The sequence below is a fragment of the Paenibacillus sp. Marseille-P2973 genome (assembly GCF_018101095.1).
Classification (GTDB): Bacteria; Bacillota; Bacilli; order Paenibacillales; family Paenibacillaceae; genus Fontibacillus; species Fontibacillus vini.
On sequence record NZ_JAGQEH010000004.1, the window covers coordinates 488207 to 510563 of the forward strand.

Consider the following 22357-nt stretch of genomic DNA (forward strand, 5'->3'; position numbering starts at 1 on the left):
TTAGTTCGAACTTCGGCAAAATGTTTCAGTAATGGAGTAATGAGTTTGCATATACATGAAAGCGGAGGAATGACATGCGTTTACGCGGTAGAAAAGGAATCCGGGAGAATTTGGAGCACCAGCAAGACCTGGTCGTGCTGGATCCCCGGGAATATAAAGGAAAATGGTCGCAGATCTTCGGAAACGACCGTCCACTTCATATCGAGCTTGGCATGGGTAAGGGACAATTCATTAGCGGAATGAGCTTTAAACATCCGGATTGCAATTTTGTGGGGATGGATATGTATGATGAATTGATCCGCCGGGCAAGCGAAAAGGTACGAAATATCTGGTCCGGACACGACGGAGAGAATCCGGCAAACGTCCGGCTTGCCTTAGGCAACATCGAATCCATCGAGGAGTTCTTTGCTCCGGGCGAAGTCGAACGGATTTATTTGAATTTTAGCGATCCTTGGCCGAAAAAGAAGCATGGGCGCAGAAGACTGACACACCCGCGCTTTTTGGATAAGTATCGGACGCTGCTGAATGAAGAAGGAGAGATTCATTTCAAAACCGATTCGCGGGAGCTGTTTGAATTCTCCCTGAATTCTTTTGCCGCGACCGGATTGCAGATGGATCAAATTTCGCTAAATTTGCACGGTGAAGGTATTAACGAGAACCATGTCATGACGGAATACGAGAGCAAATTCGTGGGACAAGGGATGCCCATTTATCGTTGCGAAGTCAAGGTTGGCGAGTCGGCCCTGCGCCGTTACCACGAACATAAAATGGATCAATTTTAACAATGGACAAACAGGCCTCCGGATTATTCCGGAGGCCTGTTTGTCTTTATAAACGGGGAAGGTTGCAATTTTAAGACGTCACCTTATTGCGTTCTATAAGATCCATAATGGCTTGCGCACTTTGCAGCGGATAATAACTGGCGATATGTTCGAGCACTTCTTCACGGTTTCGCACGACTTCGTCATAATTGTTAGTCAGCCGTTTGATCCATTTGGTAATGTCATCCAGCGAGCTGATCGGGGTACCCCATCCTTGCGAGGTGAAATACTGCGAATTTTCTTCCTCTTGCCCCGGAAGCGGCTTGTGGAACAGCATCGGAATTCCCTTGGCCAACCCTTCGGTGCAGGTCATGCCCCCGGGTTTGGTAATGAGGAGATCGGAAGCCTCCATCAGCTTGTCGATTTCCCTGGTAAATCCGAGCAGGTGGATATGCTCATGGATATAACGAGGATCCTTCTTCATCTTCTCCAGCGACTTGGTGTTGCTGCCGAAGCAAAAGATGATTTGGATTTGGTCCCGGTATGAGGCTAGGTGCGAATTGACCGCCTCATCTTTCATAAAGCCCCAACCGCCCCCCATAACAAGCACCGTCGGCATGTTTTTTAGGTTGAATTGGGCCCGGATATCATCTTTCCCGTGGCGTTCCCAGAAATTCGGATGCACCGGAATGCCGGTAATCCGGATCTTCTCTTCTTCGACTCCCCGCTCAAGCAGCTTCTGCTTAACTTGCTCGGTGGATACGAGATAGCTGTTTACTTCCCGGCTGACCCACGTCCCATGCGCATCATAATCGGTAATCACGGTGCAGAGCGGGACGTCCAGGAGCTCGAGCCTCTTGATCCGCGATATAATGGCGCTCGGAATCGGGTGAGTACAGACGATAACGTCGGGATGGAGCTGCCGGATTACTTGAATCGTACGGGTATAAAATATCCGATGGAGAGCAAGCGTCGTCAATCGGTTTAATGATTTCTTATAATTGCTTCGATACATCATTCGAACAAGCCGTGGCTGGGTGGATACCGTTTTCTTATAGGCGGTAATAATGATCGGCGCCACTCTAGGATTTAAGAAACTGCCCAGTTCCAGGACTTTAGTCTGCACATGTGGTGCCACTTTGCGTAAACTGCTGGAGAGCGCATACGCCGCCTGTGTATGTCCGGCTCCAAACCCCTCAGATAAAAGCAAGACTCTTTGTTTTTGCACTTTAGTTTCACCTTTTCCTGCAAGGTTTTTCTACCATTTACAATATCCCCTTTACGCCCATAATGCAACCGTTCCAAGGGCGACGGAAGATCCGATTACGGCCCCTGCAAGCACGTCGGAAGGATAGTGTAAACCCAAATAAATGCGGGATATCGCGACGATCAGAGCCAGCGGGCCGAGAATGAACGCAAGGGCCGGCTGCACTGCCATAAAGGTCATAGTCACCGAAAAAATGGCAGTCGTGTGTCCGGAAGGAAAAGAGTGGTCCGTGAGCGGATTCCGAAACGTATTGGTTCCGGGAAGGGTCAAATACGGACGGACCCTTGGATATGTTTTTTTAGCCAAAGCGACCGGAATATGGCTGATCGCCAGGGCGACACAGGCTTGAAGGCCTACTTTGTTCCATGGCGCCGGGGCGACGATCCAAATAAAAAGAGTAGATAAAATAGTAAACCAGGCGCCCCCCAAATGAGTGAGATGGTACAGCCAGAAATTAAGAAAGCTTCGGTGCAAGCGTCCGTTGATTCCTACAAAAAGTCGTTGATCCAGTTGTATTAATTTTTGAAGCAATCGGTTCATAAAGATCCCTCCGCGCTTGGTCTGCCGCAAGATACGGCCTAAATTTGCCGTTAAGAGGTTGTTCAAAAAGTCATCTTTCCACGACGAAGCAGATCGTGAAGCGGATTCGACGTCGAATCTTGAATTCAGCCGGGCCTTCCGTTGCTCACGTACCCTTGTACGCTCCGCTACTCAGTCCCTAACTTCATCCAACCTTCTTGGTCCTGAAAACCTGACTTTTTGAACTCGCACGTTAAAGTAAAAAGTGCAATGCAGTAATGGCATTTTCAGGTAAGTCTCATCATATTTTGATTCCGTGGCCTTTTTCAAGATCAGGGGACTTTGTGAGTTAATATACCCTTTTTTTGAATTCTTGTGAATCTCGCTTCTGGATATTGATTCAAATGATAGCAAAAAAGTTTAAAGGAAAATGAGTTATTGAGTAAACTTTTTTTGTTTTTTTTCGTTTGTGTATTAACGACTGATTTTATATAGAGTTAACAATTTGAAAAAAAGGGGGACTAAAGAAATAAAAAGCGTCAAAATTGATGAAAATAAGAACTAACCGCAATGATTGCTGGTTGCGGCGGTGCTTTGCGCGAATATAGGGTTACTTCCGTCGGATTTTGCTCTACGCAGGGTTTACAGCGGTTTGACAAATGATACAAAGTCATGGAAAATCGAAAAAGCGTTGAAAATGAAAAGAGATTTTCAGAATTCACACAGCATGTCACAAAGGGTCATAAAAAACAAAACTCCGTAAGATCTAAAAAAACTAAAAAAATCAAAGGGAGTTAAAAGGGGGTACTAGAGATCATGATGGACGCCATTTTAATATCGCTGCAGGTCGTGCTTGCGGTGATCGGGGTGTACCAGTTCGGTTTATCGCTGTTTGGCATGTACAAGAAAAAGAAAAAAGAAAGCCATGCTCCATCCAAGTCCTTTGCGGTATTGGTAGCGGCACATAACGAGGAAAAAGTCGTCGGTGCCCTGATGGAAAATCTGAAGCATCTGAACTATCCGAAAGAGCTTTACGACGTATTCGTCATTTGCGACAACTGTACCGACAGTACGGCGGATATTGTCCGGAGTCACGGAATGAACGCTTGTGTCCGTACCAATACGAATTTGCGCGGCAAAGGCTACGCGATCGAATGGATGCTCAAGCAATTGTGGAAAATGCCACGGCAATATGATGCCGTCGTAATGTTTGACGCCGACAACTTGGCGCATCCCGATTTTCTGAGCGAAATGAACAATGACCTCTGCTCCGGCGCCCGGGTCATTCAGGGATACATTGACACCAAGAACCCGGAAGACTCCTGGATTACAGCTTCTTACGGGATCTCCTATTGGTATTGTAACCGTCTGTGGCAGTTGTCCCGCCACAATTTGAATATGGCTAACTTCCTCGGCGGTACGGGGATGTGTTTTGAAACCGAGCTGCTGAAAGAAATCGGCTGGGGAGCAACGAGCCTCGTGGAAGACTTGGAGTTCACGATGCGTTGTGTGGAACGCGGGGTTTACCCGGTATTCAATTACGATGCCAAGCTGTTTGACGAAAAGCCGCTCACCTTCAAAGCGTCCGCGCGTCAGCGTTTACGTTGGATGCAAGGACACTTTACGGTAGCCCGCAGATATTTCTTCCCGCTTTTGTGGAAGAGCATCAAGGAACGTAACCTGGTTAAGCTTGATATGGCTATTTACGGAGCTAACGTATATATCGTGTTGCTGACTTTTCTGTTGACGGCTTTTATTTGGGCGGACCAGTCCTTGTTCGGCGGACCGAACTTTGAAACGCTGTACGCCAAGTTCCCGCTGTGGATCTCGTTCGTGGCGATTGCAGCTAACGTATTCATTTTCTTGGCTGCTATGATTCTCGAAAAGGTCAAGTTCAAGAAGGTGTACGCTTATCTGGTGCTGTTCCCGATTTACCTGATTTCCTGGTGGCCGATTACTTTCTACGCGTTCTTTACCCAGAACAACAAACAGTGGAGTCATACGCAGCATACACGGGTAGTACGTCTAGAAGAAGTCCAAAAAGGATAAGTTTACTCAAAAACCGGACTTTGATCACGAAGTGTTGCTTTGGAGCGGATTCGACTTCGAATCTTGAATTCAGCCGAGCCTTCCGGTGCTCACGTAGGTTACCCTACGCTCCGCTCCTCAGTCTCAGCTTCATCCAACCTTCTCGGTGCTGAAAGCCCAATTTTTGAGCTTTGATTGGAATGGGAAACTCAAAAAAATCGAACTTTGAAGATTATAGAATTATTAGTTTTCAGCGGAGCTGAACAATTCTATAATCGCAAGAAAAACTCCGCTAAACGCGGTCTGGCTTCCGAGAATTCCATCGATAAAGTTTTTCTTATCACGAAGCATAGCTGTGGAGCGGATTCGGCATCGAATCTTGAATTCAGCAGAGCCTTCCGGTGCTGAAAGCCTGATTTTTGAGCCTTGATTGGAACGGGTAACTCAAAAACCGGATTTTTGATCAAGACTCGAATCAAAGTCTTGACACGGCCTGACGGCATGTGTTAAAGTGTTTGAGTGTTGCAATGAATAGTATTTGGATTGCAAGCAGAGGCCATGGCTTCTCACCTGTCCGACGATTACGTTGGCTGGTTTTGATCCGATGATTTGTGAATGGTATGTTCATGAAGAATTGATCAATTTGGGATGCGGGCGGTAACCTGCATCCCTTTTTATTTTGCAATATCCGTCTTAAGACAAGAAAATCCTTGGAGGTGGAGAGTTATCAGTAAAGAACATTTGATCAATGATGAGATACGGGCCAAAGAAGTGCGTTTGGTAGGTGCGGAAGGCGAACAAATTGGTATCACGCCGATTCGCGAAGCGCTGCAAATGGCAATCGACTTGAATCTGGATCTGGTTAACGTGGCACCGACGGCCAAACCTCCGGTATGCCGGATTATGGACTACGGCAAGTTCCGTTATGAGCAACAGAAGAAAGAGAAGGAAGCCCGTAAGAATCAAAAGATAGTGGACATCAAGGAAGTATGGTTCCGCTCCAACATTGAGGAACACGACTTTCAGACGAAGCTTCGCAATGTGATCAAATTTTTGAAAGACGGCGACAAGGTAAAATGCTCGGTTCGTTTCCGCGGCCGTGAAATTGCCCATGCCGACATCGGAAAGAAAATTCTCGATCGCGTCAAAGAAGAGGTCGTTGAACTTTCGACGGTGGAACGTCTTCCAAAATTGGAAGGCCGCAGCATGATCATGATTTTGGCACCTAAAAACTAAACGCGGCTTCGTGATTTCGCCAAAGGCGAACTTCGCAAGCAAGCAACTCACAAATTTTGAGGGGGAAGTACAATGCCTAAAATGAAAACACACAGCAGTCTTAAAGACCGCTTCAAAATTACCGGTACCGGTAAAGTAAGACGTTACAAAGCGAATCGCAATCACTTGCTGTCCCATAGATCCAAACGCGCAAAACGTGTATTGGCGAACAGCCCTGTGGCATACTCCGGTGACGTTAGCCGTTTGAAACAACAACTTGCAAACCTGAAGTAATTATTAACACAACTTATTGGGAGGTTTATTGATATGGCAAGAGTAAAAGGCGGATTCGTGGTTCGTCGTCGTCATAAAAAAGTATTGAAATTGGCAAAGGGTTATTTTGGTTCGAAACACCGCATCTTCAAAACAGCTAACGAGCAGGTTATGAAATCCCTGCTGTACGCATACCGTGACCGTCGCACGAAAAAACGCGACTTCCGCAGACTGTGGATCGTTCGTATCAATGCGGCTGCTCGCATGAACGGTTTGTCTTACAGCAAATTGATGCACGGTTTGAAGTTGGCTGAAGTGAACATCAACCGTAAAATGTTGGCCGACTTGGCCGTAAACGACATTAACGCGTTCAACTCTTTGGCTACTGTAGCTAAAGAAAAAATCAACGCTTAATAAATACGGTACAAACAGCCGTCGTCCTGGTTGGAATTTAACCGGGAACGACGGCTGTTTTCATTTTATAGAGTCAACCGTCTTTTTACTGGGTTATTCTGTGTGTGTGGAGAACCCTGATATTGGGAAAGATGAAGGGTAAAGAAAAGGAAAGCAAATCTTCAACACTCCCAAATTGACACATAGCGAACGTTGGATGTGAATTGTGTCGAAGGTAAGCGCTTCATTTCACAAAAAGGCGAAACTTATTTAACCTATGGTCATTAAAGGTATGGATTTTAGGCGGTTTTAAATGTATAATCGTCCTGTACAGAGGTCAAAAATGGTCACAATATTTTAAGGGGGATTAATCGTCAATGAAGTCAATGAACAAAACCTTCAAATTTTCTTTAGTCATGGTACTTGCTGTGATGATGATTTTGGCGGGATGCGGCAACAACAAGAACAATGCAGCAAACAACGGTGGCTCGTCCAACAAAGGAACAGAAGCCAGCAATGGTGGTAACAACGGCGGAAGTAAAGCATCCGACATCAAGGTCGGTCTTGTTACGGACATTGGCGGCGTAAACGACAAATCCTTTAACGAATCCGCATGGGAAGCTCTTGAAGCCCTGAACAAGGAACAAGGCATCCAACACAAGTATTTGCAAAGCAGCAGCAGCTCGGACTACATCCCTAACCTGAACCAGTTTGTGCAAGGCGGTTATGACCTGACTTGGGCAATCGGTTTTGATTTGGGCGATGCGTTGAAGCAAGTGGCTGACGCCAACAAGGACGTTAAACTGGCGATCATCGACAGCGTTGTCGACGCGCCTAACGTTGAATCCGTTACTTTTGCCGAGAACGAAGGTTCGTTCCTGGTTGGGGTAGTTGCAGGCCTGACTACAAAAACGAATAAAATCGGATTTATCGGCGGTGCTGAAAGCCCGGTTATCAAACGTTTTGAAGTTGGTTTCAAAGCCGGCGTAGAAGCAGTTAATCCGGATGCTGAAGTGAAAATCACTTATGCAGGCGCTTATGATAAGCCGGACATCGGTAAATCGCTTGCCAGCCAGTTGTATGACAACGGCGCGGATATTATTTTCCCTGCTGCAGGACAAACTGGTAACGGCGTATTTAACGAAGCCACTGCACGTAACAATGCAGGCGGAGCTACAAAATTGTGGGTTATTGGCGTGGATAAGGACCAATCGCTTGAGTTTGGTGATGAAGTAACTTTGACATCGATGATCAAACGGGTTGATGTAGCGGTGAAGAACGTAACTCAACAAGTTATTGACGGAACTTTCAAAGGCGGCGAAATTACGAACCTGACTCTGAAAGACGACGGCGTAGGCATTGCCGACACTTCCTCGAAGAATGTCAGCAAAGAAGTTCTTGATAAAGTGGAAGAGTACAAACAAAAAATTATCAATGGTGAAATCACAGTTCCGGCAGAATAATAAATCTATTCTTTACGGCGGTTTCGGCCGGATAGTAAAATAAAGCATAAGCAGGCAAGGCCAGTGTTGTATGAACTGGCCTTGTTGTTTGCGTAAATCCCAGAATGGTGAGGGTGATTTCATGAGCACCGCGGCTCCCGTAGTCGAGTTGAAGCAAATCACGAAGCGTTTTCCCGGTATAGTAGCCAACGATTCAATCAGCCTGACCTTGCGCAAAGGGGAAATTCATGCGCTTCTAGGGGAAAATGGGGCAGGCAAGTCTACTTTGATGAATATTTTGTTCGGGCTTTATCAGCCGGACGAGGGTTCCATTGAGATCGACGGGAAGCCGGTAACGATCGATAATCCGAACAAGGCGATAAAATTAGGAATAGGCATGGTTCATCAGCATTTCAAGCTGGTTCAGCCTTTCACGGTCACTGAGAATATTATTCTTGGTATGGAACCGACGAAAGGGCTTAATATCGACTATAAATCGGCGTCCGCCGAAGTGGCGAAATTGTCGGAGCAGTATGGTCTTCACGTTAATCCAAACTCCAAAATTCAAGATATTTCGGTCGGAATGCAGCAACGCGTGGAAATTATGAAGACCTTGTTCCGCGGCGCGGATATTCTTATATTTGACGAGCCGACGGCCGTGTTGACCCCGCAGGAAATCGTGGAATTAATGGCGATTATGCGGCGGTTGGTTGCGGAAGGAAAGTCAATCATCCTGATTACTCACAAATTAAAAGAAATTATGGAAATTTCCGACCGTGTAACGATTATTCGGCGCGGCAAAGTGATCGATACTGTGGATACCGACAATACCAATCCGAACGAACTGGCTGAGAAAATGGTCGGCCGCGGCGTTACGTTCAAAATTGAGAAAGACGCTCCGGTTATCGGACAACCTGTCTTGCAGTTAAATCAGGTGAAGATGAACGATAAACAAGGGGTCTCCGTTTTGAATGGATTGGACCTGGAAGTCAAAGCGGGAGAAATCGTCGGGATCGCAGGCGTGGACGGCAATGGACAATCCGAGCTGATCGAGGCCATTACAGGGCTTCGTAAAATTGACTCGGGCTCGATTAAACTGTCAGGCAAAGAGATCGCGAACCTGCCGGCGCGCAAAATTATCGAGAGCGGCCTGTCTCATATCCCGGAAGACCGTCACAAGCATGGGCTTGTGCTGGATTTTTCCATCAGTGAGAATATGGTGTTGGAGACGTATTACAAATCTCCTTTCAGCAAAAACGGGTTTCTAGATCGCCGGGTTGTTGATAAAAATGCCGAGAAACTGGTACAGGATTTCGACGTTCGTACACCAAGCATAGAGACCAAAGCCCGCTCCCTGTCGGGCGGGAATCAGCAAAAGGCAATTATTGCGCGGGAAATAGATAAAAATCCGGATCTGTTGATCGCCGCCCAACCGACACGCGGACTGGACGTAGGCGCTATCGAATTCGTCCATAAACAACTGATCGGTCAACGGGATCAAGGGAAAGCCGTATTGCTTATTTCGTTTGAGCTGGATGAAATTATGAATGTATCCGACCGGATTGCCGTCATTTATGAAGGCAGAATTGTCGGCGAGGTGCTTCCTCAGAATACGAATGACCAAGAGCTGGGTCTGATGATGGCGGGCTTCATGGAAAAGGGAGGACAATCGGATGAGTAGATTGCGCAGAATCTTTACCCTGGACAGCCTGATCGTACCGCTCGTGGCTATTCTCCTCGGCTTGATCGTCGGAGCGGTCGTCATGTTATTGGGCGGATACAATCCGTTCGAAGCATATAGTGCCCTAATCAAACGGGTTGTGGGTAATCCGTATGACTTTGGGGAGACGATCCGGCAGATCACGCCTTTGATCTTTACCGGGCTTGCCGTGGCTTTTGCCTTCCGTTCCGGGATGTTTAACATCGGTGCCGACGGACAGGTTCTCATCGGGATGACAAGCGCTACGGCCGTATCGCTGTCCATGTCGGGCGTGTCGTCGTCAATTGTCGTGCCCGTGTCCGTAATTGCCGGGGGAGTTGCCGGAGGCTTATGGGCAGCGATCGCCGGATACTTGAAAGCAAAACGGGGCATCAACGAAGTTATAACGACGATCATGTTAAACTGGACTGCCCTTTATTTATCCAACTATGTAATCCGTCATTTCTTCCTTCTTAAAGGGCAGAACCGTTCGGAAGACATCGGAGCTTCGGCTGCGCTGACGTTCCTATCCGGCATATTCAACAATGCCCGGGTACATTGGGGGATCGTGATCGCCCTGTTGGCTGCTTTGTTCTTCTACGTATATCTCTGGAAAACAAAACAAGGCTATGAAATGCGTGCGGTTGGCTTTAACCAGAATGCGGCTGAGTATGCCGGAATGAACGTGGGGCGCAACGTCGTGAAAGCCATGTTCATCAGCGGGGTGTTCGCCGGCTTGGCGGGAGCCTTCGAAGTGCTTGGCGTATTTCATTATCAGTCGGTTTTTGCGGCTTCTCCCGGATACGGCTTCGATGGAATCGCGGTGGCGCTTCTCGGTATGAACCATCCGTTCGGGGTCGTCCTGGCTGCTATCCTGTACGGCGTATTGACTTACGGATCGGCAGGAATGAGCTTTGCAGCGGGCGTTCCGCCAGAGCTGATCAAGATCATTATCGGTTCCATTATTTTCTTCATTGCCGCGCAAGGCATCGTCCGCTTTGTGCTGAAGCCATTCTACCTCAAGCGCAAGAAAGAGAAGGTGTTGTAATATGGACGTTCTTACGCTGCTAGGTCAACTGCTCAATTCAACCCTTGTATTTTCGACCGCGCTGATTTTTACGGCTCTGGGCGGGATTTTCTCGGAGCGTTCCGGCGTGGTGAACATCGGCCTGGAAGGTTTGATGATCTTCGGTGCGTTCGCGGCCGGGGTAGGGACTTACTACGCCCAGGAAGCAGGTCTAGGAGGCATGGCCCCATGGATCGGTGTTTTCGCCGCTATTCTGGTCGGTATTCTGGGCTCGCTTATTCATGCCGTCGCTTCGATTACGTTTAAGGCAGACCAGACGATCAGCGGTATCGTAATCAACTTTTTGGCGGCGGGCTTAACCGTCTATATCGTCAAAATGCTGTTTAACGGTTCTGCGGAAACGCCGTTGATTAAGGTTTTCCACAAAATTGAGATTCCGTTCTTACGTGATATTCCGGTCATCGGTGAAGGATTTTTCAATTCGTATCCAACGACGTATCTGGCGCTGATTCTTGTTGGTGTCGCTTATTATGTGCTGTTTAAAACGCCATTTGGTCTTCGCTTGCGCTCTGTCGGCGAATATCCGGGCGCTGCAGATACACTGGGTGTCAACGTATCGAGAATGCGTTATATCGGCGTAATGATCAGCGGCGCGCTTGCCGGCATCGGTGGTGCAACGATTACGCTGACTACAACAAGTACCTTTGCCCACAATACGATTTCCGGGCAAGGCTTTATCGCGATCGCTGCTATGATCTTCGGGAAATGGAATCCGGTGGGAGCTTTTGGGGCGGCTATGTTCTTCGGCTTCTCCCAAGCGATCCGGAACTACGTTCAATTGTTCGAGTGGTCGAGAAGCATTCCACAGGAATTCATTTTTATGATTCCTTATGTATTGACGATCATTGTGCTGGTCAGCGCGGTCGGCCGTTCTTCGGCTCCATCCGCATTGGGAGCACCTTATGATCCATCAAAAAGATAATATTTCAAAAAGCCCTGCAGGCAAACACCCTGCAGGGCTTTTTGAAATATTTGCCGTGGTTTCAAGAGGGGGGGCAGGCCTATTTTGGATAGTTCAAGGGCGATGGCGCAAGCCGAGACAGCCGAAAATGAATATGGTGACTTGAACGCGAAATAGCCGAATCGTAAGATCCCCACTGGATCGTAAATAAACCCGGCTATTTGATTACATTTTGAGGAGGGTTACCATGGGAAGAACGGTGACGAAGAAGGAAGCCGAAAAATGGCTGGGTAAAAGTATTGTCGCCTACAAAAAAGATGGCAGCATGGTTACCGGTAAATTGGTTAAAATAAGCGGCAACCGTCTGATTGTGGCTCAGAATTCACGCAAAAAGGTAAAAACCAAAGCGATTATTCCGCTCGTGTTGTTTGACCTGCTTGCGATCGGATCGGCTCCTTACGGCTACGGCGGTTATGGTTATGGCGGCTACGGCGGATACGGAGGCTATGGTCCTTACGGTCCTTACGGATACCCTTACGGGGGATTCTGGTAATACATCAATAGCGAATCTGCAGTTTCTTTTCGAGTTCAAAACATTGGGACAATGGGACATAGCGGACCGTATGGTAACCGAGATTGCGATAGAATACGTGGGCACGGGTATTGTCCCGATCCACCATGACTTTGGCTCGTTTGCAACCCCGCGATCCGGCGAAATTTTCCGCCTGGGCCATCAAGGTCTTGCCATGGCGGTTACGCCGGTGCGCGGGTGCAACAGCCATCATGTCGATATATAATAGCTCGCCGTGCACCATAAAGTGGATGAACGCCACCGGGTCGGCTTCATAGTTGGGCGAAACCACCAGCGTTACCCCGCGGGTAAGCCGCTTTGGAATATCTTTAATGACCGTCTTTAATTCATTGGGGGGCAGGTGGGAATAGGGGACAAGCTCCTTATGAATCAGGTCGTTGATCACGGGGTCATCTTGTTTGGGCCTTCTGTAGCGTATCATTTCACTCGTAATCCTCCTCACTGTGAGTACCGGATCGGACTCACCACATGCATAAAAGTGGGCGTTATCTTTTATCATATGACAGGAGGGGGCGGAAGCGTTCCGACGGAAATAAGAAGCCGATGAAATCAAGGGTGGACGGGATCGGAGGCAGAATTGCAGGGTCTATTCCCGGACCAACAAAATCCGGATTCGGGAGAGAGTTTCTAAACTGTCTTTCAAAAGGGTATTGACTCTGGATGTAAACTAATCATATAATGTGTCTAAACATTTTAACGATTATATCAATCGGCGATGAAGAGGACGAAGGTTTAAGGGCTCTTTGCTCAGAGAGTGGATGGATTTGCTGAGACCATCCGCCATTACCCCTTAAATGCGAGCTCACCTCGGAGCTATTTTCCTGAAAAACTGCAAGCGTTCCTAGGCACCGTTTGCTATGAGTCTATTAGGGAGAATCGTCAGGTCTGCGTTAGAGACCACGGGTAGAAGCGTCACTGCTTGTACTCGTCAAGGCTCGGTGCTGTGAAGAACTGGGTGAAAATGGGTGGTACCACGGAAGCTAAACCTTTCGTCCCTCGGAATAGGAGACTATTCCGGCGGACGGAAGGTTTTTTTGTTATAACAAGGCAAATAAATTTTAGAAATACCTAAGTTTTGGAAGGAGGATGACTGATGAGCGCGCAAATTCCTGCAGTGCGGTCTACAGAACAATTACGTGAGAAATGGATGAAACCGGAAGTCATAACCGGTTCGGAAATCTTGCTTCGCAGTTTGCTTTTGGAAGGTGTCGAATGCGTCTTCGGGTACCCGGGGGGCGCTGTGCTATATATTTACGATGCGCTGTACGGATTCACTGATTTCCATCACCTGCTGACAAGACATGAGCAGGGAGCGATTCATGCAGCAGACGGTTATGCTCGTGCAAGCGGCAAAGTCGGTGTCTGCATCGCAACTTCCGGTCCGGGAGCTACCAATACCGTGACGGGAATCGCGACAGCCTATATGGATTCGGTTCCGCTCGTCGTCATTACCGGGAACGTAGTCTCCAGCCTGATCGGAACGGACGCTTTCCAAGAAGCCGACATCACCGGCATCACGATGCCGATCACAAAACATAGTTATCTGGTCAGAGACGTAGAGGACCTGCCGCGCGTGATCCATGAGGCATTCCACATTGCCAATACCGGACGCAAAGGGCCGGTACTGATCGACATTCCTAAGGATGTCTCGGCCAATAAAACATTGTTTGAGCCTTCGCAAACCATCAATCTTCGGGGGTATCATCCAACTGTCGTTCCGAATCGGCTGCAGCTCGACAAGCTGGCCTCGGCGATCAAGGAAGCGGAACGTCCGGTCATCCTGGCTGGCGGCGGGGTTGTATATTCCGGTGGACACGAGGCATTGCTCGAATTCGTCAATCGGACCGAAATCCCGATCACGACGACTCTGCTGGGACTTGGAGCATTTCCAAGCGGACATGAGCTTTGGATGGGAATGCCTGGGATGCACGGAACTTATACCGCGAACCAGTCCATACAGCAATCCGATCTCTTGATCAACATCGGAGCAAGATTCGATGACCGGGTAACCGGACGCCTCGACGGCTTCGCTCCAAAGGCGAAGATCGTGCACATCGATATCGATCCTGCGGAAATCGGCAAGAACGTTAAGACGGACATCCCGATTGTCGGGGATGTGAAGACGGTTCTCGAATTGCTGAACCCATTGGTCGGCCGCGCGGACAAAGCGGACGAATGGAGAGCGCAAATCAATCAGTCTAAACAGGATAAACCGTTCAAGTATAAAGATTCCGATACTGTACTTAAACCACAGTGGGTTATCGAACTTCTGAACGACACGACTAATGGAGAAGCGATCGTAACTACGGACGTTGGACAGCATCAAATGTGGGCGGCCCAGTATTACAAGTTCAACCAGCCGCGTTCCTGGATCACTTCCGGGGGACTCGGAACGATGGGCTTCGGATTCCCTTCCGCCATCGGTGCTCAAATGGCGCATCCCGAACGGCTTGTTATTTCCATCAACGGTGACGGCGGCATGCAAATGTGCGCTCAGGAGCTGGCGATTTGCGCAATTAACAAGATTCCTGTTAAAGTCGTTGTAATCAACAATCAGGTGCTTGGGATGGTTCGCCAGTGGCAGGAACTGATCTACGAGAACCGCTACAGCCATATTGACTTGGCAGGCAGCCCGGACTTCGTGAAGCTGGCCGAAGCTTACGGCGTCAAAGGCTTGCGTGCGACGAACAAAGAGGAAGCCAAGAAGGTATGGCAGGAAGCTATGGAGACGCCGGGACCGGTATTGGTGGAATTCGTGGTCGACAAAGGCGAGAACGTATATCCGATGGTTACTCAAGGTTCCACCATTGATCAAATGTTGATGGGGGACGATGAACAATGATGACAAGCCATACAATTGCCGTTTTAGTGAATGACCAGCCTGGTGTTTTGCAGCGCGTGTCCGGCCTTTTCGGCCGGCGCGGCTTCAACATCGAGAGCATTACGGTTGGCCAGTCGGAGGAAGAAGGATTGTCCCGGATGGTCATTGTGACCCAAGGCGACGACAAAACATTGGAACAAATCGAGAAGCAATTGTACAAACTGATCGATGTTATCAAAGTCGTGAACCTCAGTTCCAAACCGATGGTTGGCCGGGAATTAGCTTTGATCAAAGTGAAATCCGAACCGGCGGAACGTCCGGAAATTATGGGCGTAGTTGAAACCTTCCGCGCGGCGGTCGTCGACATCGGAACGAACAGCATGATCGTTCAGGTGGTCGGAGATACGGAAAAGATCGATGCCATGATCGAACTGCTGCATCCATACGGAATCCGGGAATTGTCCCGGACAGGGGTTACCGCGATGATTCGAGGCAACGCTTAATTTTCAGCACATAAGAAATTGCAGTTTTACTAATATTTCCGCCGGGTTTGGCGGGGGATTGAAAGGATCGCGAGGAAGCGGCGACAAAGACCGGTCCTTTGAATCACCCGTCAAACAGGCGGAGGTTCAAAATCATTGGGACATGCGTTATGCATACCCGCATACTATGGGAGGGCTTTAGAAATGGCAGTTACTTTGTACTATGAACAAGATGCAGAACTAAGCGTATTAAAAGGAAAAACAATCGCAATCATCGGTTACGGCAGCCAAGGCCACGCCCATGCGCAAAACTTGCGCGAGAGCGGACTTCAAGTCATCATCGGTCTTCGTGAAGGTAAATCCTTCAATAAAGCAAAGGAAGACGGATTCGAAGTTCTGCCTGTAGCGGAAGCTACAAAACGTGCGGATGTTGTTCAAATCCTGATGCCGGATGAAACTCAAGCGGCTGTTTACAACAGCGAAATCGCTCCAAACCTGAAAAAGGGAGCAGCTCTGTTGTTTGCTCACGGTTTTAACGTTCACTTCGGCCAAATCGTACCGTCCCCGGACACCGACGTTTTGCTCGTCGCTCCGAAATCGCCGGGCCACATGGTTCGCCGTACTTATGTCGAAGGCTTTGGCGTTCCAGGTCTGATCGCAATTCATCAAGATGCTACAGGCAAAGCTAAAGAAATCGGCCTTGCTTACGCGAAAGGTATCGGTTGTACTCGTGCAGGGGTTATAGAAACTTCGTTCCGCGAAGAAACCGAAACTGATTTGTTCGGTGAGCAAGCGGTATTGTGCGGTGGCGTTAGCGCCCTGATCAAAGCCGGATTCGAAACGCTGACAGAAGCGGGCTACGCTCCTGAAATGGCTTACTTCGAGTGCTTGCATGAACTGAAGCTGATCGTTGACCTGATCTATGAAGGCGGTTTGGCAACGATGCGCGATTCCATCTCCAACACAGCGGAATACGGCGACTATGTTACAGGTCCTCGCGTAGTTACAGAAGAAACGAAGAAAGCGATGAAAGAAGTGCTGTCCGATATCCAACAAGGCAAATTCGCACGCGACTTCATCCTGGAAAACCAATCGAACCGTGCCTTCCTGACGGCTACTCGCCGCAACGAAGCTAACCATCCGATCGAAGTGGTCGGCAAAGAGCTTCGCGGATTGATGCACTGGATCAAAAAGTAATAAATTTAGCACAAGAACATAGTAAAGGCTGCGGAGTCAAAGGACCCGCAGCCTTTTTTCGTTTTTTGCGTGAAAGAAAGTCCGGTTTTATGTTTAGTTTGGAGCGGAATCGTCCAACTTAACTTGGAGGCTCAGAATTTCTGAGGAATTCAGATAAGTAAAAAGGAGAAGACAACATGACCAAAACCGTAAAATCCGTAACCTCTCCCAAAAAGTTTATTATCGGGCACGACTTGCTGGAGACGATCTATGACTATATGAAGCATTTCGGCGACAGTGCCTATGTGATCTGCGACGAATTTATTTTGGAACGCGCCTCCAAGGAAGCGGGGCAATCCATTGCCGCAGGCGGGGGCAAATCCGTATTTGAGAAATTCAATTACGAATGCACCAAGGAAGAAATTCAGCGTCATCGCGATCTTCTCCATAAGGCGAGGGCCAATATCGTCGTTGGCATCGGCGGAGGGAAAACGCTGGATACGGCCAAAGCCACTGCTTATTACGAAAAGCTTCCGGTCGTTATTTTTCCGACCATTGCTTCTACGGATGCACCTTGCACGGCGCTGGCGGTAATTTACAAGCCTGACGGTTCTTTTGACGAATATTTGTTTCTGCCCAGCAATCCTGATGTGGTGTTGGCCGATACCGGCATCCTGGCTTCCGCGCCGGCCCGTTTCTTTGCGGCGGGCATCGGAGACGCTCTGGCCACGTATTTTGAAGCGAGAGCCTGCTACCGTTCGGTGGGAGATAATTTGGTTCTGATGAAGCCTTCGCTGACCGGTCTTGGAATCGCCAAACTTTGCTATGACACCCTGTTGGAGAATGCAGTCCAAGCAAAAATTGCCGTGGATAACCGGGTTGTAACCAAAGCGGTAGAAAACACGATTGAAGCGACGATTTATTTAAGCGGAGTGGGAGCTGAATCCGGCGGGTTGGCAGCTGCGCATGCCATTCATAACGGAATGACCGCCGTCAAATCGCTGCATCATGCCCAGCACGGGGAGAAGGTGACGTTCGGTCTGCTGGCTCAGCTCGTCTTGGAAAATGCGCCCCATGAAGAAATCGAAATGGTGATCTCACTGGTAAAACAGGTGGGACTTCCGTTGACATTGCAAGATCTCGGAGTTAAGAAGTTCGTTGAGGAAGAATGGCGTCAAGTGGCTGCGGATGCCTGTGCGGAAGGCGACACGATGGGAAATATGCCTTTTCCCGTAACGCCGGATGACGTTTACAATGCGATTGTTGCCGCCAATGCGCTTGCCGAAGCTTATGATGAGGAAATGTAACTGCCAATAAAAACTCCAGATCTTCAGTGTGTTGAAGCCGCTAACGATTAGCGGCTTTTTTTTAATTTCTAAAGCTACAGATCGCTTATAGTTAAAACCTATTAATCTAATAGATTCTATATCTTTGTTTTCTGGTCAAAGGTTATGATACAACTAGGTTAGGATCTTTACGAGTGAGCTACTGAGAGAAAGGGAGTTGTATTGATATGGCAGAAGTGAAAAAAATCGCGGTCATCGCCGGCGACGGAATCGGACCGGAAGTTGTTGCGGAAGCGGAAAAGGTATTGAAACGTACGGAGGAATTGTTCGGATACCGGTTTGAAACGGAGCATGCCTTGTTCGGGGGCATCGCCATCGATGAGAAAGGAACGCCGCTGCCGCAAGAAACGCTGGAAGTCTGTCAGAAGGCGGATGCAGTTCTGCTCGGAGCCGTCGGCGGTCCGAAATGGGACAATAATCCTAAGGAACTGCGCCCTGAAACCGGATTGCTCGGAATTCGCAAAGCGCTCGGCCTGTTCTCCAATCTTCGCCCGGCCGTTGTATTTGATTGCTTGAAGGATGCTTCGACATTGAAACCGGAAGTGTTGGAAGGGACGGACCTCATGGTCGTTCGCGAACTTACCGGCGGCATCTACTTCGGCGAGAAATTCCGCCGCGAAACAGAGAATGGACAGGAAGCGGTCGATACTTGCGCCTACAATGTCAACGAAGTGGAACGCATCGTTCGCCAAGCGTTTGAAATTGCCCAGAAACGCCGCAAGAAGCTTGCTTCGGTTGACAAGGCCAATGTATTGGAAACCTCCCGTTTATGGCGCGAGGTCGTAATCAAAGTCGCTCCTGAATATCCGGATGTCGAGCTGGAGCATGTATTGGTCGACAACTGCGCAATGCAGCTGCTTCGCCGTCCTTCGAGCTTCGACGTAATCGTTACGGAAAATATGTTCGGCGACATTTTGAGCGACGAAGCAGCGATGCTTACCGGATCGATCGGCATGCTGTCCTCGGCATCGCTTGGCGAAGGAAGCTTCGGCTTGTACGAGCCGGTACACGGCTCTGCGCCTGATATCGCGGGTCAAAACCTGGCCAATCCGATCGCAACAATCCTCTCGGTAGCCCTGATGTTCCGCATGACGTTCGGGTATGCCGATGCGGCTGATGCGATTGAGCGCGCTGTTTCGGACGTACTGAATGCCGGTCACCGTACGGGCGATATCGCGGTTGACAAGAGTAAAGCGATTGGCACGAAAGCCATGGGTGACCTGATCGTAGCAACAATGAAGAAATAATATATCGTTTATAAATGATGAATTGTTCAAGATAAAACCTTAATTATAATAATTATAATTAAGAAGTGGTTATAATATTGACTTTGATTTTATCGAATGATACCATTTGAAATGTAGTCTCGAACTGAAAATGAATGATGTGTATACAGAAACTTATCAGTTTCTTACATATTTCAAAAGGAGGCCTTTTCAAATGGCAGAACGTTTGGTTGGAAGACCTGCACCGGATTTTGATATGGCGATCGTAACCGGTGACGGTAAGGAATTCGGACGCAAGAAATTGTCCGATTATCAAGGTAAATGGTTGGTATTCTTCTTCTATCCATTGGATTTCACATTTGTTTGTCCTACAGAAATCACGGCGCTTAGCGAAGCTTACTCCCAATTCCAGGACCTGGATACTGAAATCTTGGGTGTCAGCGTTGACTCCGAGCACAGCCACAAGGCATGGATCAATACTCCGAAAGACAGCAATGGCTTGGGTCAATTGAACTTCCCATTGGCTTCGGATATTACCAAGAGCGTTGCCCGCGATTACGGCGTTTTGATCGAAGAGGAAGGCGTAGCTCTCCGCGGACTGTTCATTATCGATCCGGATGGCGAGCTTAAATATCAAGTGGTAAACCACAATGATGTAGGCCGCAGCGTAGAAGAAACTCTGCGTGTGCTTCAAGCCCTCCAATCCGGTGGTTTGTGCCCGATGAACTGGAAACCAGGGGACAAGAATCTCTTTGCGTAATATCCAGTAAATAGCTGTTCAGGCCCCCTGTAGACGCAAGCCGTTTGCAGGGGGCTTTTTGCCCGCATCTCCGGAGCATACAGACTGGACGCATTTTAGTACAAGTTTGAGCTTATCCTATTTAATGAACGAGCAGCAATTTGTTGGAGGAATTTACAAGCTGGATCTCGAATAATTATATGCAATCGACTTTTCAAGGAATCCAGGTCTTACAAAACCTGTATGGGAAAGGGTGATGGGGAATGAGTTTTTGCTGCGGTGCAAGCATGATAGGAACGAAAGGGACTTTAAAGCATTACCGGACCCAGGTTCATAACGTTCCCCTGCTATTTTGCCCGGTGTGCCATCGGGTGGAAGTTCACTATAAAGTGGAAAACGAGTATGAGGTATTGGCCGAATATGCGCATGGCGACGGACTGTCGGAGATCGATTTCCAGGATTTCGTGATGGAAGACGAGGAATCCATCTTCGGCAATTGCGTGAACCGTGAGGATGAGGATCCGCTGGATGTTGTTCAGAGTCAGATCGACATGTCGCTGGACTTACTGACGGTAGCAAAGCAGATCGGCGATACGAAATGGGAAAATGAACTCAAAAAGCGGCTGGCCGTCATGAGCCGGCGTAGAGCGAGATTGCTGCAAAAGAATAGCAGAGAGATGAAATAGCTCCCCACCGGGGGGCTATTACTTTTTTATAGAGTTGTGCTTTTGCGAGAGTATCCCCTTTTTTTCGACAGTATCTCTGATTGACGATATTTGGAAGTCTTTACTATGATTGAAATAGGCCGTTTTCGTGCCCGTCAATCGTCATCGATTTATTATATAAATAGGACAAGCTCATGGAATAGGAAACAAGATGGAGAGGTGAAGTCTCATATCAGATCTGGGTGATATGGGCTTTCCGCATAGTGATCGTTAGTTGTCGTCAGAGGCTGAAAGATCATTCGGAGAAAAAGGGGGAACCGACTTGTTGAGCGAATTCCAGGAGACATTGCTCCAGTCCGTTAAAGCGTATCAATCAACCGAGTCTGTTAAGAATAAGTACGAAAACGTACTGCAACATCTTGACAGTGGTATTATGCTGTTTGACAGCGATGGTGTTTTGACTTTTATTAATGTGCAAATGGCCAGGCTGCTGGAAATTCCGCGTCATTCTCTGATCGGTTGTAATTTGCTCCAGTTGCTTCGACACCCGCATTTAAGCAAGTTCAAGAAAAGAAAAATTTTACGGCTTTATAGGGAGACGATCTTTTACCGCAAAAAGAATCATGAACTGATCGATGAATACGGCAGGTACTGGTTGACCACAGTTACATACGGAGACCAAATGGAAGGCGATTATTTGTTCAGCATCAAGGATGTTTCCGAATTCAAGCAGATCGAACAAACGGCATACCAGAACGACAAACTGGCGATGTTGGGGAAGATTTCGGCCGCGATCGCACATGAAATCCGTAATCCGCTCACGGCGATCCGGGGGTTCATACAATTACTCAGGCCTCATCTGGTCCAGTTAGGAAGGGATGAATACGCCCGCATAATTTTAAATGAGATTGATCGGGCTAACGATATTATTTATGAATTTTTAAATTCCTCGAAGCCCTCGGCCCCGCAAAAAGTAGCGATAAGCATCGCATCCCTTTTAAAAGAGGTCATTCTTCTGACCGAGAGCGAGGCGCTCATGATGGGTTGCGAAATTAAATTAAAAGAGGCTGAGGCGGGTCTAAAGGTATCGATTGATGTAAAACAGATCAAGCAGGTGCTTCTCAACATGATCAAAAATGCGATGGATGCGATCGAAGAAGTCGGCGGGGAGCATGCCGGCATGATTGAGATAGAGGCCGTGCCGGACGGGAAATATGTCAATATTTCAATCCGGGATAACGGGAACGGAATGGAGAAGGCGATGCTGAGCCGCTTGTTTGACCCGTTCTTTACGACTAAGGAAAAAGGGACTGGCCTGGGATTATCGGTCAGTTACCGAATTATTAGAAATCACAGGGGGAATATTTACGTCGATAGTATGAAGGGCACGGGAACCGTATTCGTGATCTCCCTTCCGCTAGTTCAATAGTTATATTAAGAAAGGGGCTGCCTTGGCGTGAAATCACGTCAGGGCAGCCCCTTTATTCATTATGCAAACGAGTAAGCAGGATGCTTATTTCGATTTAGGAGTCGATGGCGGTGCCGGAGAATCACTGCAGACCGCGGAACAAGATTTCCGCTGGGAGCAGGACGAGCAGGCCCCTTTTTTGCTTTTGCGGATTCCGCGGTATAGAGCAAACGCCGCATAAGAGAAAACAATCGTGATAATAACAATATCAGCCATTGAACAGACTCCTTTCATTACTTTCTTTATCAATAAATGCA

General features: G+C 48.2%; 22 protein-coding genes. 18 read left to right on the top strand and 4 right to left on the bottom strand.

Features of this window, described 5'->3' with window-relative positions; genetic code table 11:
* The first annotated feature begins 74 nt into the window (after nucleotides 1-74).
* Nucleotides 75-782 (top strand): tRNA (guanosine(46)-N7)-methyltransferase TrmB, encoded by a 708-nt coding sequence (gene trmB, locus KB559_RS11730; RefSeq protein ID WP_211022038.1) that lies wholly within the window; start codon nucleotides 75-77, stop codon nucleotides 780-782.
* Between the two features lie 70 nt (nucleotides 783-852).
* On the opposite strand, the gene KB559_RS11735 is transcribed toward trmB, so the two are convergent.
* A complete protein-coding gene (locus KB559_RS11735; RefSeq protein WP_211022040.1) occupies nucleotides 853-1989 on the bottom strand; it encodes an MGDG synthase family glycosyltransferase in 1137 nt (378 codons plus the stop codon).
* 51 nt (nucleotides 1990-2040) lie between these two features.
* Complete coding sequence (locus tag KB559_RS11740) at nucleotides 2041-2568, bottom strand: phosphatase PAP2 family protein (RefSeq protein WP_211022042.1); 528 nt, start codon at nucleotides 2566-2568, stop codon at nucleotides 2041-2043.
* Between the two features lie 795 nt (nucleotides 2569-3363).
* Between KB559_RS11740 and KB559_RS11745 the strand changes: the two genes are divergently transcribed.
* From KB559_RS11745 to KB559_RS11785, 9 genes are all read left to right on the top strand, one after another.
* Complete coding sequence (locus KB559_RS11745; protein WP_211022044.1) at nucleotides 3364-4596, top strand: glycosyltransferase family 2 protein; 1233 nt, start codon at nucleotides 3364-3366, stop codon at nucleotides 4594-4596.
* Nucleotides 4597-5316: 720 nt separating this feature from the next.
* On the top strand, nucleotides 5317-5811 hold the full coding sequence (gene infC / locus KB559_RS11750) for a translation initiation factor IF-3 (RefSeq protein WP_211022046.1): 495 nt from the start codon (nucleotides 5317-5319) through the stop codon (nucleotides 5809-5811).
* Between the two features lie 72 nt (nucleotides 5812-5883).
* On the top strand, nucleotides 5884-6084 hold the full coding sequence (gene rpmI, locus KB559_RS11755; protein WP_211022049.1) for a 50S ribosomal protein L35: 201 nt from the start codon (nucleotides 5884-5886) through the stop codon (nucleotides 6082-6084).
* A 33-nt stretch (nucleotides 6085-6117) separates the two neighbouring features.
* Nucleotides 6118-6477 (top strand): 50S ribosomal protein L20, encoded by a 360-nt coding sequence (gene rplT, locus KB559_RS11760; RefSeq protein ID WP_108464861.1) that lies wholly within the window; start codon nucleotides 6118-6120, stop codon nucleotides 6475-6477.
* 365 nt (nucleotides 6478-6842) lie between these two features.
* A complete protein-coding gene (locus KB559_RS11765) occupies nucleotides 6843-7919 on the top strand; it encodes a BMP family lipoprotein (RefSeq protein ID WP_211022192.1) in 1077 nt (358 codons plus the stop codon).
* Nucleotides 7920-8040: 121 nt separating this feature from the next.
* Nucleotides 8041-9579 (top strand): ABC transporter ATP-binding protein, encoded by a 1539-nt coding sequence (locus KB559_RS11770; protein WP_211022051.1) that lies wholly within the window; start codon nucleotides 8041-8043, stop codon nucleotides 9577-9579.
* On the top strand, nucleotides 9572-10645 hold the full coding sequence (locus KB559_RS11775; protein WP_211022052.1) for an ABC transporter permease: 1074 nt from the start codon (nucleotides 9572-9574) through the stop codon (nucleotides 10643-10645). Before KB559_RS11770 ends, KB559_RS11775 begins: the two co-directional genes overlap by 8 nt.
* A 1-nt stretch (nucleotide 10646) precedes the next feature.
* Nucleotides 10647-11606: an ABC transporter permease gene (locus tag KB559_RS11780; RefSeq protein ID WP_211022054.1), complete on the top strand. Its 960-nt coding sequence runs from the start codon at nucleotides 10647-10649 to the stop codon at nucleotides 11604-11606.
* A gap of 226 nt (nucleotides 11607-11832) precedes the next feature.
* A complete protein-coding gene (locus tag KB559_RS11785) occupies nucleotides 11833-12138 on the top strand; it encodes a hypothetical protein (protein WP_211022056.1) in 306 nt (101 codons plus the stop codon).
* 4 nt (nucleotides 12139-12142) lie between these two features.
* On the opposite strand, the gene KB559_RS11790 is transcribed toward KB559_RS11785, so the two are convergent.
* The gene (locus KB559_RS11790; RefSeq protein WP_211022058.1) at nucleotides 12143-12598 is read right to left on the bottom strand and encodes a GNAT family N-acetyltransferase; all 456 of its coding nucleotides are present in this window, start codon (nucleotides 12596-12598) and stop codon (nucleotides 12143-12145) included.
* Between the two features lie 672 nt (nucleotides 12599-13270).
* Here KB559_RS11790 and ilvB point away from each other — a divergent pair.
* From ilvB to KB559_RS11830, 8 genes are all read left to right on the top strand, one after another.
* Nucleotides 13271-15019: a biosynthetic-type acetolactate synthase large subunit gene (gene ilvB, locus KB559_RS11795; RefSeq protein WP_211022060.1), complete on the top strand. Its 1749-nt coding sequence runs from the start codon at nucleotides 13271-13273 to the stop codon at nucleotides 15017-15019.
* Nucleotides 15016-15501 carry an acetolactate synthase small subunit gene (gene ilvN, locus KB559_RS11800; protein WP_211022062.1) on the top strand — a complete coding sequence of 162 codons (486 nt, stop codon included), beginning with the start codon at nucleotides 15016-15018 and terminating at the stop codon, nucleotides 15499-15501. The genes ilvB and ilvN overlap by 4 nt, the downstream gene beginning before the upstream one ends.
* Before the next feature lie 183 nt (nucleotides 15502-15684).
* The gene (gene ilvC, locus KB559_RS11805) at nucleotides 15685-16677 is read left to right on the top strand and encodes a ketol-acid reductoisomerase (protein WP_211022065.1); all 993 of its coding nucleotides are present in this window, start codon (nucleotides 15685-15687) and stop codon (nucleotides 16675-16677) included.
* A 176-nt stretch (nucleotides 16678-16853) separates the two neighbouring features.
* Nucleotides 16854-17963 (top strand): glycerol dehydrogenase, encoded by a 1110-nt coding sequence (locus tag KB559_RS11810; protein WP_211022067.1) that lies wholly within the window; start codon nucleotides 16854-16856, stop codon nucleotides 17961-17963.
* A gap of 206 nt (nucleotides 17964-18169) precedes the next feature.
* Complete coding sequence (gene leuB, locus KB559_RS11815; RefSeq protein ID WP_211022068.1) at nucleotides 18170-19249, top strand: 3-isopropylmalate dehydrogenase; 1080 nt, start codon at nucleotides 18170-18172, stop codon at nucleotides 19247-19249.
* A gap of 193 nt (nucleotides 19250-19442) precedes the next feature.
* Nucleotides 19443-19988 carry a peroxiredoxin gene (locus tag KB559_RS11820; protein ID WP_211022070.1) on the top strand — a complete coding sequence of 182 codons (546 nt, stop codon included), beginning with the start codon at nucleotides 19443-19445 and terminating at the stop codon, nucleotides 19986-19988.
* 242 nt (nucleotides 19989-20230) lie between these two features.
* Entirely contained in the window at nucleotides 20231-20653 is a 423-nt protein-coding gene (locus tag KB559_RS11825; protein WP_211022072.1) for a hypothetical protein, read from the top strand.
* Nucleotides 20654-20954: 301 nt separating this feature from the next.
* Entirely contained in the window at nucleotides 20955-22061 is a 1107-nt protein-coding gene (locus tag KB559_RS11830; RefSeq protein ID WP_211022074.1) for an ATP-binding protein, read from the top strand.
* Nucleotides 22062-22145: 84 nt separating this feature from the next.
* Here the strand turns inward: KB559_RS11830 and KB559_RS11835 are convergent, their stop codons facing one another.
* On the bottom strand, nucleotides 22146-22334 hold the full coding sequence (locus KB559_RS11835) for a FeoB-associated Cys-rich membrane protein (protein ID WP_348772912.1): 189 nt from the start codon (nucleotides 22332-22334) through the stop codon (nucleotides 22146-22148).
* Nucleotides 22335-22357: the final 23 nt, after the last annotated feature.